This is a genomic window from Anaerobacillus sp. CMMVII (assembly GCF_025377685.1).
GTDB lineage: Bacteria > Bacillota > Bacilli > Bacillales > Anaerobacillaceae > Anaerobacillus.
Genome location: NZ_JACEHK010000012.1, coordinates 33666 through 50229 on the forward strand (window position 1 = coordinate 33666; position 16564 = coordinate 50229).

The following is a 16564-nucleotide window of genomic DNA, read 5'->3' on the forward strand; positions in this document are numbered from 1 at the left end:
CTATCCAGGTCTCCGGGACATCTTTTCTAACTATCGATTATTTAATGAATGATTGACCATAAATCCACAAGTTTACGAAAAGAGCCTTTGATTTTGACTTCAGTAAAAAATTAAATTTTTAGAGGATGAATAACACAAAGTTTCACAATTTCACTAAAGCCAAACTTGACTTTATCTTTAGATATGACATCATATCTACCGTTAGTATTTGTAAGTTTTTCAGGGAAAAGCTTAATTAGTTCCTTTTTTTTAGTTTCTATTTGTAACCAAAGCTGTAAAAGAATTGCTTGTTTTACTATGCGTTGAATTGTCCTTTCTTCATATGCTGTTAAAACAAACCATTGTTTTGGTAATTTTTCTACTTCTGGTAAAACCATCGTTAATTCCGGAAATTCATTAATAATCACAAGTTCAATATTTTGATCACTAAATTTTTCTTCCTTTTTGCAAATAACATTTACTGCAAGCCTATTTAATACTTCTTCAAAATAACGCATGTTTTTCTTTTCGATAACGATACCGTTTGTTGTTTTTTCCCACCAATGTAACCAATGTTCCTCAATGTATTTCAGGTGCAATCTCTCAGTTAAAGAATAAAAGACAAGTTCTTCTTTTTTTATTATTGGTTTCCCTTCTATTAGCCATTGTTTCAACGTTATTTCCCATTTATTAATAACCATTTCCGGTAGATATTTTTGTAAATGAGTGAATAAATCATTTACATCAAGTCCCTGGATTAGCGCTCTTTTTATCGTTTTATTCGTCATAGAAATTTGGATCATTATGTCCCAATGTTTAAATTGACCCCAATTTCTAAAAATCCAAAGCGCCTCATTTTTTACCGTTATAGGAACTAAAAACTCTAAAATTCCAGCTTCCATCCCTTGAACTTCTTCTAACTCTTCACTTGGTAATATAATTACATCTTCCGTTACTGAAATAATGTCTAGCAAGGTTAATTGCTTAATGATGTCTACAAATACACTTTCTAAGTAGTGTCCCTTTTCTTTTAGATAGTGGACCATCGCTGTTTGTTTTGTTACTTTAAGCCCTGAGAATAAAGTCCACAATATAAAGTGACTTGCAAATGGATCTTTAAAACTCTCCAATAAAATAAACGTAGTTAACTGCCTTTTGATACCCGTAGATGGCTTTTGAAAGAACTCATGACATTTTTGGTCTAAAACTACAAGCTCTTGTTTTTCCTCAATGACTAAACCCTCATTAATCAAAAACTTAACAAGAACTTCCCAGTTTATCAATTCTGAGAATTTTTCCTTTAGGATTCCTAATTCTCCGTTACGTCTTATGGTCTTATCTTTAATCAGAAATATTATCTCAAATAAATAATAAAGATAATGCTTCCCAGACAGCGGTTGCGAAAGTTTTTCTTGGACTTCTAGTTGAAACGTAAGCTCAAAATAAGCTTCAACGAACTCCACTGGAATTATAAAGGTTTGGTTCTGTTTGTGGTCAGACATTTTATAAACAATTCCCTTTTGACGTAACAAAAGAAGAGCAAGCTTCTCTTCGATAGAAACAGTTTGCTCTTGGCTTAAATTATTTTTTAAATAAAAACTGTACTTATTCAGAAACAATGGCAAATATTTTTTTTCAACTTCACTTAAATTCGTAAGCAGCATTTTTCGAAATTCAAGGTCAAATAACCGTTCCTCTAAATTGTTCTTCCTATCGTTTGGACAAACTTCATTTTGCTTTTCGAAGATTTTTTGTTTAACTTCCTCTTGTAAAACTTTTATACATTGCTCTAAACTTATGATAACCACTCTTCCACCTCATACGTATATCCTTGCTCTAACATAAATAGTTGGCGGTGCCCGGAACAGTGCTCCTCTTTCGTATTTCTAGTTACGATTGAATAGAAGTATGCTTCATTATGATTTTGCTTCGGTCTGAGGACTCTACCTACCCTTTGTGCTTCCTCTTGCCTAGAACCAAACGCTCCAGATATTTGAATGGCAACTTGAGCATCTGGTAAATCAACCGCGAAATTTGCTACTTTGCTTACAACAAGAACAGATATATCTCCTAGTCTAAACTTCTCATAAAGATCTTCTCGCTCTTTCTGTGGTGTTTTCCCTGTAATCATTGGTAATTTAAGTCTTTTTGCCACATCGACTAATTGATCAATATACTGCCCAATGATAAGTGTAGGTTGTCCAACATGTTGTTTTAACAAATGTTTGATGACCTCTACTTTCGAGGAGTTCGTTGATGCAATTTTAAATTGCTGTTGTTGATTGCTTTCAAAATATAGCTGAAGCTCTTGTTCTGACAAGTCAATGCGTATTTCTTTGCACAATGTTTTAGCAATCCAGCCGTTATTTTCTAACCCTTTCCAACCAACTTCATATTGCTTTGGACCAATTAAGCTATATACCTCTTCTTCTTTGCCATCTTCTCTAACAAGAGTAGCCGTTAATCCCAATCTTTTTTTACCTTGAATACCAGCAGTTGTTCGAAATACTGGAGCTGGTAATAGATGTACTTCATCATAAATGATTAGCCCCCAATTTCTTTTGTTAAACAAAGGTAAATGAATAAACTGTTTTGTTTCAAGATCTCGATAGACCATCATCTGGTACGAAGCAATCGTTATTGGTTTTACTTCTTTCAACGAACTACTATATATTCCAACGTCTTCATTCTTTAAATTGGTTTTTTCTAAAATTTCTCTTTGCCATTGTTTCATTGATGTTTCACTAGAAGTGATAATGAGCACTTCTTCCTTAACTTTTTCCATGATTCCAAGACCAACAATTGTTTTTCCAGAACCACATGGCATAACGATAATGCCATTCCCGCCGAGCGCCTGTCCAGATTTATAAAAATGTTTGATAGCTTCTACTTGATAAGGGCGTAAATTAACAGTTTTTGAAATATTAATATTTAATTGCTGCCCTTTGTCGTACCCAATTTGGTCATTGATAAAATAGCCATATTTCGAAAAGTGAGCTTTTATCTCTCCACGGTGTTTTTCTTGGAAATACCAATTCTCGTTCTCTTTAGTAACAAGCTTTTTAATTGTATGATCGTTTAATAATAACTGTTGTGCTTGCTCATTTTTAAAAATAATGACACAATTGCCTTGATTTTTCTCCATGTGAATCGAATTTGAACGTTGATATTGATCTTCAACGTACTGGACAACTGCTTGTGCTAAAGGAAATTTACAATATTCATCTAAAAAATTGATAATTTCAGTTACTTGAATGCCTTGGGTTTGAGCTGACCATATTGAATAAGGTGATAATTTATAAGTATGTGTAGAAAGAGTAGCCTTTTCTAGAATCGCCATTTGCGATAACATTGGCTGAATGATTGGAAACTGTTTATGATTTACTTCAACAATAATAGTTCCATCCTTTTGGACAACTAATGGATTATCATAATTAAAAAGCATAGGAAGACCCTCTTTCGATCAATTAATTCTACTCTAAGAATTCTTTCGTAAGCTTTATTGCTCCGCTTTCTATAAGTCATGAAAGTTCACTATGACTAACACATGACGTAAAATGATTGAACAACCCCTGAAGATAAAGGTATGTGAACTTTCCAAGACAAGTCTTTCTTCAGAGTATTTTTATAATTCAATTTCAAATTCCTTAAAAATACCATAAGGAGCATAATCATTATGTACTAGCTCAACTTTAATCTTATATGTCCCTGCTGGTAGAGCCTTAATAATAAACGAAGGTGTAAAAATAGAATCAACCTTACGATCATTTATATATAATTGTACATGGCCTTCACCTTCTTGTTTTTCCGTTCCCGCTTTTTCCTTATTGAAGCGAAAGTTTTGGACGAGACATTCTACATAAATATCTTTCTCTTTCACCTCATACTTAATAGTCAGTCGATCGCCCATTTCGTCAGAATTTGAAATCATAAGCTCATATTCATCATCAAATGGTATTGTTCTAGTCGCTACCTCATTTATTTCCCCATTACTAAAGAAACCATTTGAAATACCTAAAGACATTACTAAAATGGTAAAAATAAATTTAGCCATTTACCCTCATCCTTTTCTAAAATAATCATAGTTAAAGTTTTGCCTAATTTATCCTTATTTATCCTAATTCATCTACGATCAATAAAGAAAAGAAAAATAGGTAGATGAATGCAATATCCATCTACCTATTTTGGTGATCCCATCCCTCGAACCATCTCTAAGAGCATCATTGCCATATTTAAGTTTGATTGGAACCGATCTAATTTTTGCGGAAATGTCTTGCCGTAATAAACTTTTACTTCATTTTCTAATTTAGATAATGATTGTGGATCTCTCGATAAATATCGATACCACAATGGATTATGCCGAACGAATTGCCTTATTTCTGGGCGCTGATTAATATACATATGAAGTTCTTGTCTCATCATTTAAGCCCCTTTTCACGTACCTTTTTAGAATTGACGAAAGTTAAAAGGAGTTTGTTGGTTCGACTGACCTTGTTGTTGTTGGCCTTGCCCACTTTGATTCGATGGGTTTGACTGGAAGGTTTGTAATAAACCTTGGACCGTTGCCATCATTCCACTTAAATTTTGAACATGATTTTGAATATCATTTAGGTTAATCGATTTTAACATCGATAGTAAGTCACCAACTTGGGAACCTTGACTTTCATTAGTTGCTTTTTCGCCTTCTTCCTCTAGATCTTCCTCATCGCCATGCTCTGCACTAACTTTGCGATATTTTTCCCATATCGAATCTTTTTCACCAAAAAGTGTCCATTCTTCATAGAATTCTTGCCAAGTTTTTTTCCCTTCCCTAACGTCTTTAATTAATAGTGGATGTTTCTTAACAAATTGTTTAAACTGTTGTACAGATGGGTGTAATGCAGTTTTCTTACTCATAACAGCACCTCCTCTAAAAAAATACAGCTGAAATTCATCTAGTTAGTTCTATTACATCATACAAAAGCGCCTAGCTATGTGTGCGCCTATTTTTTAATTTATTTTTAGTATGAATTCATTTTATAGAAAGTGGGTTTCAAAGATGAATAACAAACAAAAGTTAATAGAGGATGTTAACTATTTATTGGCGAATGCCTCCTCTGAGGAGCTTGATGTTGTTGCATCGCTTCTCAAAGCGGCAAAAGAAAAGCAAGATGGTCAATTTCGTTCTTATATATCAGCACTAATGAAAGTAGAAAGTAATTTCCTCGAAGATGGTGACTATGAAGTTCGTATTCCTATTCGTCCCTTAATACACAACCCCCTAAATATTGTTCATGGAGGAATTACTGCAACTTTAGTTGACATTGCTATGGGATCATTAGTCCACCAGTCATTACCTGAGCATCAAACGGCCGTAACAACAGAACTAAAACTGAATTATGTAAAACCAGGAATTGGTGATGAATTAATCTGTATTGCGAAAATTCTCAATAAAGGCAAATCAATTTATGTCTGTGAAGCAAAAGTATATAATGACAAAAATAGTTTAATCGCGATTGCAACTGGGAGCTTTTTTATTATTAGGTCGCCAAAATAACTCCGAACCTATCGGAATGGATTAGGCCTTGAAAAAGGAAATCATTCCGAACCTAAGCTAAGTTCGGAATGGATTAGGGCTGGAAGAAGGAAAGTTTTCCGAACCTAAGCTAAGTTCGGATTAGGGCAAAAGGAAAATAGTGTTGCGAACCTAAGCTAAGAACGAAAAGGATTAAGATGGAAGCATAAAAACTGCCTGAATTCGTGCCTTATTATAATTAGACCATAAAACCCACAATGGTTACGAAAAGGCCCCTACACTTACCATGGAGTAATAAAGTTTTGAGTATAATATCGCTCATAAACACCAACGCCTAAGTGAGTGAAGTCTTCGTGTAATAAATTTACTCGATGCCCTTCGCTATTTAACCAACCTTCAACGACAGCAATTGAGTCTACATATTTAGCTGCAATATTTTCCCCGGCTAGCTGGTAGAAGATGCCTTGTTTCTTTAAGCGATCCTTAAGTTCGCCATACATAGGAGACGTGTGAGAGAAGTAATCATTCACTTTCATATCCTCACTATGCTGATATGCCACGATAGACGTTTCTTCATCCCATTCTAGCTCACCAAGCTGATGTCTTTTCCTAATTTCATTTGTTATATCTAATATTTGTTTTGACGATCCGCTTTCAACCTGACGCCATTCCTGTTCTGTAAGCTGTTTAGGTTCGATTAATTCGCCTCGGTACACTACAGAATATGGTCGATGTTTTACTAACGTTTTACCGTCAAGGTATCTTATCCCAGATAAGCTTTGTGTAAATGTATCAAAGTATAACTGTATGAAGATTTGGTCCACTTGCAAAAGTGGTCTTGTAGAAAGTTCGTCTTCCGAGAGATTAAACTGATATGAATTATTTAAGACATTAAATGAAACTTGTTCTCGAAATTGAAACATCTTTTCTAACTCTTCATATGTTTGTCCAATAATAAATGGTGCGGCCAATAAATCGTTTCCAATAAAATAAATAGTGACAATCCGATCGTTTTCCACCCCTACCTGAATATAGCTATTTTCTTTAGGATAGATCCACCATTCATAATCATAGGCTGATAAGTCCACCCTACTTGGTTCACCGTACAATTGTACAAGGGAATCTACATCCTTACCAATTAGTTTATGAAGGCCATCCTCATGTAAATAAGTATCATTTTGCTCAGCACTTAATTCAGGTTGAGGCACAAAGAATGGTAATTCATCTTCCTCAACAATATCCCCCTTTATTAAGGCATTTTCGTTTTCATTCTGCAGTAGCTTGTCCATAAAAAAGGCATAAAATAAAGTGATTGCTAGGAAGAAAAAGATGAAAAACAATCCATACCCTATTTTTCTCATGTAGTTCTCCTCTCTGTGAAGAAATTTTACGTATTATTCTGCATATCTTTATTAAAGGCTCTTTTCGTAAACTTTGTTGCTATTCACTAGCTTTATGTGTTGACTCAGTAACTTGCCTTACTCAGTCAACTAACAAGTTTGAAGAAAAGATGCCCACCAAACCTTGTGTTATACCCTATGATGCATAGTTGAAAAGCAACATTTATTAGAAAACAGCTTTATACAAACATTGTTCTTCTCTATATATGTATTTTCCTGCAAGTTTTTTATGCTAATAAATTGGTTATTTCGAGAATTTTCTTAGAAAAATAAAATACCACCCGTATTTGGGTGGTATTTACTATTATTTTAATGGTGAACCTGTGGGCTTTCTGAAATCTCAGATAAAGCGTATCCTGCCTCATCGTCAGATCCGTCGTTTACTGCTAAATCACCTAATGAGCAAATACCAACTAAGCGGTTGTTTTCTACAATTGGTAATCGTCTAATTTGATGTTTAGCCATTAGATTTGCAGCCTCTTCAATACTCATGCCAGGATCTGCAGTTATTAAGTGCTCACTCATAATATCGGTAACTCTCGTAGAATTGGGACGTTTTTCTGCTACCCCTCTAATAACGATATCTCGATCAGTAATCATTCCTAATAAATGATCGTTTTCACAAATAGGAATAGCTCCAACGTCTAAATCCTTCATTTTTACTGCGACTTCATAAACGTTATCTAATGGTGTACAATACTCTACATTTGAAGTCATAACATCACGTACATGGTTCATATTAAAGCCTCCTAAAAAATTATTACATACATTACTTAATATGTCCTCATGATACATTTTTATAAATATTCCTTTCGTTAATAAAGCGATTTTTAATTTATTGAGTTCTGCAATAAGCTATTTTTTATTTTTAGCCATTCAGGTTTATTAACGTCACCAATCCATTGTCCAAAAACTGGATTTCCTCCTCCTTTACCGCCAACGTTTTCCTTCAATAGCTGAATACACGTCGCTACATTAAATAATTGGGAGCTAGAGGATGCGAAGATCCACGTTTTTTGCTTTATATTTTGAAAAATAACGACTCTATTGCCACCTTCGATCACAATTTTTGCCAAATCCTTCATTTCCTGAAGTGGCCTGTCTTCCCAACTATATTCAACTACTTCTTCCCCTAAGTTCATCAAGCTTTCAGCCTCATGATATATTTCCTTTTCGTAAAGTGTTTGATAATTCTTTTTTAGGAGTTGGTGTCCTTGATGAAAGTTAGAAAATCTTTCGGCCACTAATGATGGAGAAACATTTAATTTTTTACTAACCTCTGTTACGGCGGAGAAGATTTCTTGAAAATATGTATATGCCCTTAATCCACAAACGAAGGACAAACGCACATTCTGTTTATACTTTTCCCAACCGAGAATTTTTATTAAACCTAACTCTCCTAACATTGTTACATGAGTGCCACAGCATGTAGACCTGTCAATCCCCTCAATTTCAACAAATCGTACAAATGCGGGAGTTTCTTTTAATTTGGATAATTTCTCTTGCTCTACTTCATCATAAGGTAAGACATATGTTTCAATAGGTCGATTTTCAAATATGTATTGGGTAATTTTTCGTTCAACTTCTAAGATTTGATTACTTTTCAAATCACTTGTATTTAGATCGATCGTACAAACATCTTTTCCTAAATGAAAAGAAACTGTCTTAATTTCGAACAACTCAAGCCAGACAGCTGACAAAAGGTGTTGTCCTGTATGTTGTTGCATGTGGTCGAATCGGCGGTCGAAATCAACCTTCATTTTTATCCGTTTTTTTTCAATGGTTCCATCTATTTTATGGTAAATTTCATCACCAATAAGTTGAACATCTAATACTGGCTTATCATCGATCACACCATAGTCAGAAGGCTGACCACCGCCTTCTGGATAAAAAATGGTTTGGTCAAATGAAAACCACTTTTCATCGTTTATCATTTTTGAATTTTTGAAAATCGCGGTGTATTCTTTCATATAAGGATCATTCTCAAATATCTTTTTTGTCATTTTTCTCATCCTTTTTGTTCTGAATTCAATCATTTTTTTTTACATACAGTCATTTTAATTGCATCTTCTTTCTTTTCATACTATCATATTTAAATAGGCTAGCTTACATAATAGGAGGGTTATATATGAAATTTGAAGAAACAGGTTTAACAGGTAAAGAAGTTGAATTTTCTGAAGCCGAGCATGTATTAGCTGAAGCAGGCTTTGTTCATGCTGGACAATGGGACTATGAACGCGTAACATTTGACTATAAATTTGACGATTTAGTAAATGAAGATGTCTATTACTTAAGAGTGCAAGCTTATGCTGTTAAAGGTGAAATTCCATCTCCGTATTCCGTAATTAAATTTTAGATCCTATTCTTGGGAAACATTACTACCCACACGGTGTGGAATATGCTGACGAAAAATTCCCAAAACATATTTTAGACAAATGTAATAAGAAGCTAGAACAAATTGCTACTTTATTAAAATAATAAAGTTCTAAAAATAAAAAAAGCGTATGAGCTATTTAGTTCATACGCCTTTTTATGCCTCATTTATTATTTGATTGACAATTACGTTTACTTCCTCGACAGGAAAGCCCGTAAATAATTCTACATGGTTTTTAATGATTTGTTGTAGTTCATGAATTGTTTTTGGTATGTTCTTTCCGTAAAACAATCCCAACTTGCATAGTAATTGTGAACTTACCGTTATTAGTTTGAATTTTGATAGCATTTTTACCGATCTTTACTTTCTCCAGTAATTTCCCTTTTATAGATGACGAACATACCGTAACGCCGTCAACTTCAGTTAGCGCAATTTCTGCTATTATTTTGATGACCTCATCTACAATCGATAATTCACCTTTTTCCAAGCTCATTTCTAACATAAAAATCCCTCCTTAACAAATTGTTCATATAACGATAACGTTTCTAGACATTTCACTGTAAATTTACTTAAATAAATAATATAATAAAGATATGTTGTTTTTGTATGAGAGGAGTTTAAAATGGCCGCTTTATTATCTAAGAAAAACATTATTATTTTTACAACAATACTAGTAATTTTAATTGTGGGGTATTTTATTTTACCGGTCTCAGTCCCAATTATCGCTGCACTAGTAACTGCGTTGCTCTTAGCTCCGATTGTTAACTTTTTTGTATTGAAGATTAAAGTCAAAAGAGGCTTTGCGGTTTTCATTGTGTTTATGATATTTTTATGCTTCATAGGCTTGACTGGTTACTTAATTACCACAAAAGCTATCACCCAAGCTGACTATTTTGTAAAAAATCTACCAACCTACATTTCGCATGTTCATAATGCCTGGTGGGATTTTGAAGCAAATATAAACGATAAGTTTGAAGATATTCCAAAAAATCTAACAGATGAAATTAGTATTTATGTCGAACAATCTTTTATGACGTTAAGACGTACAGCAAGTAGCAGGAACATTGTAGGAGATGTAACTTCTCTTATTACAAAAATACCTGCATATTTAGTCTCAATTATTGTTTATTTAATTGCTCTTTATTTATTTTTATTGGAGTTACCGAAACTAAAAGAGCAAATTTTCTCTCACTTATCTGATAGAACCAAAGACAAAGTCCAATTTATGAGTTCTAGACTCTCTTATGTGATATTTGGATTTATTAAAGCACAGTTTTTAGTGAGTATTATTATTTTTATCGTTTCATTAATTGGGCTCTTGTTAATCATACCTGAAGTAGCGTTATTAATGGCATTTATCATCTGGATTATCGACTTTATTCCACTGATTGGATCCATTGCTATTTTAGCTCCTTGGGCTATTTATCATCTAATTGCTGGTAACACGGCTCTAGCTACACAATTACTTATTCTTGCTGCGATTCTCTTGGTAATTAGACGAACAGTAGAGCCTAAGTAATGGGACATCAAATCGGTTTGTCTCCGCTTGCAACATTAATTGCAATGTATATTGGTTTGCAATTATTAGGCGTCGTTGGTTTTATCGTCGGACCTCTTGTCGTTATTTTATTCACCTCTGCGAAGAAGCAGGTATAATTAAATTAAACTTCAAAATATAAAAGGTCTGGCAAGATGCCAGACCTTTTTCTTATAAATAACTTGTCCAACTCCATAGTAACTACATAACCGCCTTCCATGGAGTATGCATACATCTCCTACAATCTTAAAAACCCCAAATAGCTCTAAAGACGTTTGTAACTTCTCCAGGCGGATAGATCACATACAGCAGAAAATACACAGCAATTCCTGAAGAAGCACTAAAAAACCATATGACAGACGTTATAGGCCCTATCTTACGATGCAACTTTAAATTATTTTTATATCCTGAAACAAGCGCTATAATTCCTAAAACTGCCGCAGTAGTTGCAAGACTAATATGAAAAATCAAGAAGATCGTGTAGTAGATTTTCACTTCTTCTGGACCACCAAAAGCAGTACTTCCTACAAAAACAGTTTTTGCTACATACGTAATAAAGAAGATGGTCGCAAATAGGGCTCCTAGGAACATCATCTTTTTATGCTGTTCTATCTTTCTTCTTGCAACTGTAACCCATCCTAAAGCTACAAAAACAGCGCTAATTCCAATAAAAATTGTACTTATTAATGGCAATAACAAATCCGACTCCTCCTTCCGTCAATTATCCACTATTATTTTACCATGTGATTTTCGTCACACCACATGTAGAGTTTGACATATTTCGAACATATTTACAGTGCATTTTTAGTTTTGCTTCGTAGTTTACTTCGATAACACTAAACTATTCACTCTACCTTTACACTCATAAAGAAGAAGCTGACACATTTAAAATGTAGTCAGCTTTCTCTTTCTTCTTTGATATACAGATTAGAATTTTACTACACCTAAAGTAGCATTAATGCTGCTACCATAGGAATGATAATTACAATCCCTGATAACATGAATGCATTTGGCCATTCATGGCCTTTTTGGTTTAAGTGCATAAATAGTATAGTTGTAAAATAACCTGAACAGCAGCAAGAATTAAAATAAATGGTACCGCGAATGATGCAGGAATGATATCACTTGCAATCGCTAAGAAAGCTAATGCTGTAAAGAAAATCATTAAGGCAAATGTAATAATTTGATGTTTCATTTCCCGCTCAAGCTTTAACTTCTCACTTGTTGAAAGTTTGATCTGAGGTTCATTTGAATTAAGATTTGATCCCATTCATCTATCCTCCTATTCCCATTAAATATACAACTGTGAAGATGAATACCCATACTACGTCAATAAAGTGCCAATAAAGACTAGCTAAATAGAATTTAGGAGCATTAGTTAACGTTAAACCACCTTTACGGTAACGAATTAATAGGGTAATAATCCAACTTACACCAAACGCAACGTGGGCACCATGGAAACCTACTAATGTGTAAAACGCAGAACCAAATGCACTAGTCGTAAATCCTAAGCCATTATTAAGATAATCATAAAACTCATAAATTTCAAGCCCAAGGAATGATAAACCTAAAGCAACTGTTACCCACATCCAAATGAGCATCCCTTTATAATTACCCTTTTTCATCGCAATCATTGCAAAAACACTCGTTAAACTACTTGTTAAAAGAATCATTGTTGCAACAAATACTAATGGTAAGTGGAATAAATCGGCAGCAGATGGACCTCCTGCAGTACCATTACGCAATCCTAAATAGGTTCCAAATAAACTTGCAAAAAGAACTGTTTCTCCACCTAAGAAGAACCAAAACCCTAAGAATTTATTTTTCCCTTCAAGAGTTGCCTTTTCAGGATTTGGAGGTAGTACGCCACTTTCATGATGTACATGAGCCATATTATCTTACCTCCTTATCTGGTTCAATTTGATCAACAGGAATATGGTATCCATGATCTTCTTTTACAGATCTGACAAACATACAACCAAATGTAATTCCAAGTCCTATAATTGAAATTACATACGTGTGATAAATAAATCCAAAACTTGCAATAAACAAACCGATAGACATGATTAATGGTAGAATTGAGCCATTTGGCATATGGATTTCACCTAGTGGTTCTGCAACAGGTAATCTCTTATTGCCTTTTGATTTTTCATACCATAAAGCGTCTAACTCACGTACAACTGGCGTTTGTGCAAAATTGTATTCTTTTACTGGTGTTGAAGTTGCCCACTCAAGCGTACGACCATCCCATGGGTCACTAACAGCTTTGTTGTTTCTTGAAACAAAGATATTTACAAGAAGTAAGATGAAAGCAACTGCCATAAAGAATGCACCAATCGTACTAATAAAGTTTAAGTCGTTTAAGCCTTGACCATCTAAATATGAAGCTACACGTCTTGGCATTCCCATAAGACCAAGGAAGTGCTGAACAAAAAACGTTAAATGGAACCCGATGAAGAATAACCAGAAAAACCATCTACCTAATTTCTCGTCAAGCATTGTTCCAAATATTTTTGGCCACCAGTAGAAAGTACCGGCGAATAAACCAAACACAACACCACCAATAATTACATAGTGGAAGTGAGCTACTACGAAGTACGTGTCGTGGAACTGGTAGTTAGCTGCTGATGTAGCAAGCATTACGCCAGTAACTCCACCAAGTACGAATGAAGGAATAAATCCTAAAGCAAACAAGTTCGCTGTTGTAAAACTGATTCTTCCACCCCAAAGTGTCAGTAACCAGTTAAAGATCTTAATCCCTGTCGGAACAGCAATCGCCATCGTCGCTACTGCAAAAATTGCATTAGCTACAGGACCCATACCAACTGTGAACATATGGTGCGCCCACACCATAAATCCTAAGAAACCGATAATTAACGTCGCAAAGACCATTGCACTGTATCCGAATAAGCGTTTTTTCGAAAAAGTTGATAGTACTTCTGAGAAGATACCAAACGCTGGTAAAACTAAGATATACACTTCTGGATGCCCAAATATCCAGAATAAATGTTGCCAAATAACAACGTTACCGCCCGCTTCAACAATAAAGTAGTTAGCGCCGAATAGACGTTCAAACATTAGTAAGAATAAACCAACTGTTAAAGCTGGGAATGCGAATAAAATTAGTGCTGAAGCTACAAACGTACTCCAAGTAAATAAAGGCATTTTCATCATTGTCATGCCTGGTGCTCTCATTGTAATAATCGTTACAAGGAAGTTAATCCCCCCGATTAATGTTCCTGCACCACTAATTTGTAGACCAAGTACATAATAATCTAAACCTGTACTTGCATATGCTGCACTAGATAATGGAACGTATGCTGTCCAACCTGCATCAGGGGCTCCCCCAAAGAACCAACTGAGGTTAAGCAAGATTCCACCAGATAAAAACAACCAAAAACCTAGCGAATTTAAGAATGGGAATGCAACGTCTCTTGCACCAATTTGTAAAGGTACAATAAAGTTCATAAACCCAAATAATAATGGCATAGCAGCTAAAAAGATCATTGTTGTACCATGCATTGTAATTAGCTCGTTAAACGCTTGCGCGCTAACAAAGTTTGACTCTGGGAACATTAGCTGAATTCGTATTAACATGGCTTCAAGTCCACCTAACACGAAGAAAAATGCACCGGCAACCAAATACATAATTCCAATTTTCTTATGGTCTACCGTTGTTAGCCAATCCCAAAGTGCGCTTTTTTTCATAGCCACTGAGTTCGACAATATATTTACCTCCTTTTCTCTCGGTTAGTCTAGGACTTTTAAGCCCTTCATATATTCGATTAAAGCTTTCATTTCTTCATCATTTAAGTGATTAAACGCCGGCATTTTATTACCAGGTTTTGTTTTTTCCGGAAAACGAATCCATTCTTCCAAATTCTCATCATTGAATTCTAAAAATCCAGCAATTACTGTTCTTTCACCAAAGTTTGTTAAATCAGGACCACCTACAGCCGGATTCCCACCAACTCCACCTACAGCATGACAGCCGATACAGCTAGCTTGGAATACTTCACGGCCAGCTTCCGCTACCTGTGTTGCAGGCTCTTGCTCTGGCTGACTCATGTTTGTTGCCCACGCTTCAAAAACTTCAGGTTCAACTGCAATAACCTTGAAATCCATTAACCAGTGTGCTTCACCACAAAGCTCTGTACATTTCCCTTTATAAATTCCAGGGTTTTCTGCTTTAATCCACATTTCATTGGTAATACCAGGAACATTATCCTGTTTACCAGCTAATGCCGGAACCCAGAATGAATGCATGACATCAGAAGCTTCAAGATTAACAATAATTTTAGTACCTGTTGGAATGTACATATCCTGACCAGCGACTACATTATGATCTGGATACTCAAATTCCCACCAGAATTGGTGTCCTGTTACGTTCACCGTAATTGAGTTTTCGTCAGGTTCAACATCTGCTAATGTAAACGTGTCCATGACGTTAGGGATTGCAATAATAATTAGTAAGATAATTGGCACTGTTGTCCAGATAATTTCTAGAGTGTGATTACCTTCGACTTGTTTTGGAATATGTGTGTCACCCGGCTTCTCTCTATAACGCCAAAGAACAAATGCAAAGATAGCAAACACAACCACAATTACAAAAATCATTACGTAAAGACTAAGCTTAATTAGTGATAATTGCATCTCTGCGACTGGTCCTTGAGGATCAAGAGCCGTTAAATTCACTTCACCACAGCCCGCAAGCAACAACAAGAGTGCTGTTAACGGGAGTAGTCTGCTAAGTTGTTTCATCAAAGTTGTAAACCTCCCCTTTTTTTATTTTGATTATTTATGTCTAAACAACATGGAGAACAATCATAAGGATAAAGATAATTGTTAGGTAGTTTAATGAATAAACAAACATTAATCTAGCCCATTTCATATCATCCTTCATTACAAAGCCAGCAATTCCTAGTGCTAACCAACCGCCACCTAGCAATGCTGCAATTGTAGTATATACAGGACCAAACGTCGGTGATAAGAGCAGTGAAATTGGTATAAGTGCTGCAACATATAAAACCATTTGACGTTTAGTTACTGCAAAGCCTGATACTACTGGAAGCATAGGGATCCCAGCTTTTCGATATTCCTCACAACGCTTCATTGCTAAAGCCAAAAAGTGAGGAGGTTGCCAGATGAACATTATTAGAAATAGTACCCACGCAACCGAATGTAAGCCTGGATCAATAGCTGCCCACCCGATTAATGGTGGAACTGCCCCTGAAACACTACCAACAATTGTATTTAATGATGTCGTTCTTTTTGTCCACATCGTATAGATAACAACGTAAAAAACTAGTCCTACAAGTCCTATTACTGCAGCTGTTAAGGATGCTAGTAATAAAAATAACATTCCTATACCAGATAATAGTAGCCCAAATAATAACACCTGCTTTTCTGGAATTTTCCCAGTAACTGTTGGTCTATCAACAGTACGCTCCATTAGGTGATCAATATCTCGATCGATATAGTTATTTAAACTACATGCTCCAGCCATAACTAATGCTGATCCTAAGAGACCGAAAATAACAAGATGTAAATTTGCAAACAATTGTATATCCATATAGTAAGCTGCTAAAAACATACCCGCAAAGGCTGTAATCATGTTAGACATAACAATGCCAACTTTAGTTAAGGCAAGGAAGTCCCTCCAAGTCACGTTTGAAGTATTTGTATTAGCAATTGAGGATTCAAGGACCTTTGCTCCTTCTAATACAGTTTTATTCAACGATCTTCACCTCCATAAACTA

General features: G+C 35.1%; 17 protein-coding genes and 2 pseudogenes. 3 read left to right on the top strand and 16 right to left on the bottom strand.

Going from position 1 to position 16564, the window contains the following annotated elements; all coding sequences use genetic code 11:
• Positions 1-110 precede the first annotated feature (110 nt).
• The 5 genes from H1D32_RS16225 to H1D32_RS16245 form a co-directional block, all read right to left on the bottom strand.
• Positions 111-1787, bottom strand: coding sequence for a hypothetical protein (locus H1D32_RS16225; RefSeq protein WP_261179325.1), 1677 nt, complete (start codon positions 1785-1787; stop codon positions 111-113).
• A complete protein-coding gene (locus H1D32_RS16230) occupies positions 1775-3424 on the bottom strand; it encodes a DNA repair helicase XPB (protein ID WP_261179326.1) in 1650 nt (549 codons plus the stop codon). The genes H1D32_RS16225 and H1D32_RS16230 overlap by 13 nt, the downstream gene beginning before the upstream one ends.
• A 180-nt stretch (positions 3425-3604) precedes the next feature.
• A complete protein-coding gene (locus tag H1D32_RS16235; RefSeq protein WP_261179327.1) occupies positions 3605-4033 on the bottom strand; it encodes a hypothetical protein in 429 nt (142 codons plus the stop codon).
• A gap of 125 nt (positions 4034-4158) precedes the next feature.
• Entirely contained in the window at positions 4159-4401 is a 243-nt protein-coding gene (locus tag H1D32_RS16240) for a YlbE-like family protein (RefSeq protein ID WP_261179328.1), read from the bottom strand.
• Between the two features lie 24 nt (positions 4402-4425).
• Positions 4426-4875 (bottom strand): YlbD family protein, encoded by a 450-nt coding sequence (locus tag H1D32_RS16245; protein ID WP_261179329.1) that lies wholly within the window; start codon positions 4873-4875, stop codon positions 4426-4428.
• A gap of 142 nt (positions 4876-5017) precedes the next feature.
• Here H1D32_RS16245 and H1D32_RS16250 point away from each other — a divergent pair, with 142 nt between their 5' ends.
• A complete protein-coding gene (locus H1D32_RS16250) occupies positions 5018-5515 on the top strand; it encodes a PaaI family thioesterase (protein ID WP_261179330.1) in 498 nt (165 codons plus the stop codon).
• A gap of 260 nt (positions 5516-5775) precedes the next feature.
• On the opposite strand, the gene H1D32_RS16255 is transcribed toward H1D32_RS16250, so the two are convergent.
• From H1D32_RS16255 to H1D32_RS16265, 3 genes are all read right to left on the bottom strand, one after another.
• On the bottom strand, positions 5776-6855 hold the full coding sequence (locus tag H1D32_RS16255; RefSeq protein WP_261179331.1) for a CAP domain-containing protein: 1080 nt from the start codon (positions 6853-6855) through the stop codon (positions 5776-5778).
• A gap of 348 nt (positions 6856-7203) precedes the next feature.
• Entirely contained in the window at positions 7204-7632 is a 429-nt protein-coding gene (locus tag H1D32_RS16260; RefSeq protein WP_261179332.1) for a CBS domain-containing protein, read from the bottom strand.
• A 92-nt stretch (positions 7633-7724) separates the two neighbouring features.
• Positions 7725-8897, bottom strand: coding sequence for an alanyl-tRNA editing protein (locus tag H1D32_RS16265; RefSeq protein WP_261179333.1), 1173 nt, complete (start codon positions 8895-8897; stop codon positions 7725-7727).
• A gap of 125 nt (positions 8898-9022) precedes the next feature.
• On the opposite strand from H1D32_RS16265, the pseudogene H1D32_RS16270 reads away from it, so the two are divergent.
• Positions 9023-9372, top strand: a pseudogene (locus tag H1D32_RS16270) (YugN family protein).
• A 52-nt stretch (positions 9373-9424) separates the two neighbouring features.
• Here the strand turns inward: H1D32_RS16270 and H1D32_RS25490 are convergent.
• A complete protein-coding gene (locus H1D32_RS25490; RefSeq protein ID WP_396126224.1) occupies positions 9425-9565 on the bottom strand; it encodes an Asp23/Gls24 family envelope stress response protein in 141 nt (46 codons plus the stop codon).
• The gene (locus tag H1D32_RS16275; protein WP_261179334.1) at positions 9522-9770 is read right to left on the bottom strand and encodes an Asp23/Gls24 family envelope stress response protein; all 249 of its coding nucleotides are present in this window, start codon (positions 9768-9770) and stop codon (positions 9522-9524) included. Before H1D32_RS16275 ends, H1D32_RS25490 begins: the two co-directional genes overlap by 44 nt.
• 120 nt (positions 9771-9890) lie before the next feature.
• Here H1D32_RS16275 and ytvI point away from each other — a divergent pair.
• Positions 9891-10924 (top strand): annotated as a pseudogene (gene ytvI, locus H1D32_RS16280) (sporulation integral membrane protein YtvI).
• Between the two features lie 127 nt (positions 10925-11051).
• Here the strand turns inward: ytvI and H1D32_RS16285 are convergent.
• The 6 genes from H1D32_RS16285 to cyoE form a co-directional block, all read right to left on the bottom strand.
• On the bottom strand, positions 11052-11504 hold the full coding sequence (locus H1D32_RS16285) for a DUF420 domain-containing protein (RefSeq protein WP_261179335.1): 453 nt from the start codon (positions 11502-11504) through the stop codon (positions 11052-11054).
• A gap of 334 nt (positions 11505-11838) precedes the next feature.
• Entirely contained in the window at positions 11839-12075 is a 237-nt protein-coding gene (locus H1D32_RS16290) for a hypothetical protein (RefSeq protein ID WP_261179336.1), read from the bottom strand.
• Positions 12076-12079: 4 nt separating this feature from the next.
• A complete protein-coding gene (locus H1D32_RS16295; RefSeq protein ID WP_261179337.1) occupies positions 12080-12697 on the bottom strand; it encodes a cytochrome (ubi)quinol oxidase subunit III in 618 nt (205 codons plus the stop codon).
• 1 nt (position 12698) lies between these two features.
• Complete coding sequence (gene ctaD, locus H1D32_RS16300; protein WP_261179386.1) at positions 12699-14513, bottom strand: cytochrome c oxidase subunit I; 1815 nt, start codon at positions 14511-14513, stop codon at positions 12699-12701.
• A 42-nt stretch (positions 14514-14555) separates the two neighbouring features.
• Positions 14556-15566 carry a cytochrome c oxidase subunit II gene (coxB, locus tag H1D32_RS16305; RefSeq protein ID WP_261179387.1) on the bottom strand — a complete coding sequence of 337 codons (1011 nt, stop codon included), beginning with the start codon at positions 15564-15566 and terminating at the stop codon, positions 14556-14558.
• A gap of 43 nt (positions 15567-15609) precedes the next feature.
• Positions 15610-16542: a heme o synthase gene (gene cyoE / locus H1D32_RS16310; RefSeq protein ID WP_261179338.1), complete on the bottom strand. Its 933-nt coding sequence runs from the start codon at positions 16540-16542 to the stop codon at positions 15610-15612.
• Positions 16543-16564: the final 22 nt, after the last annotated feature.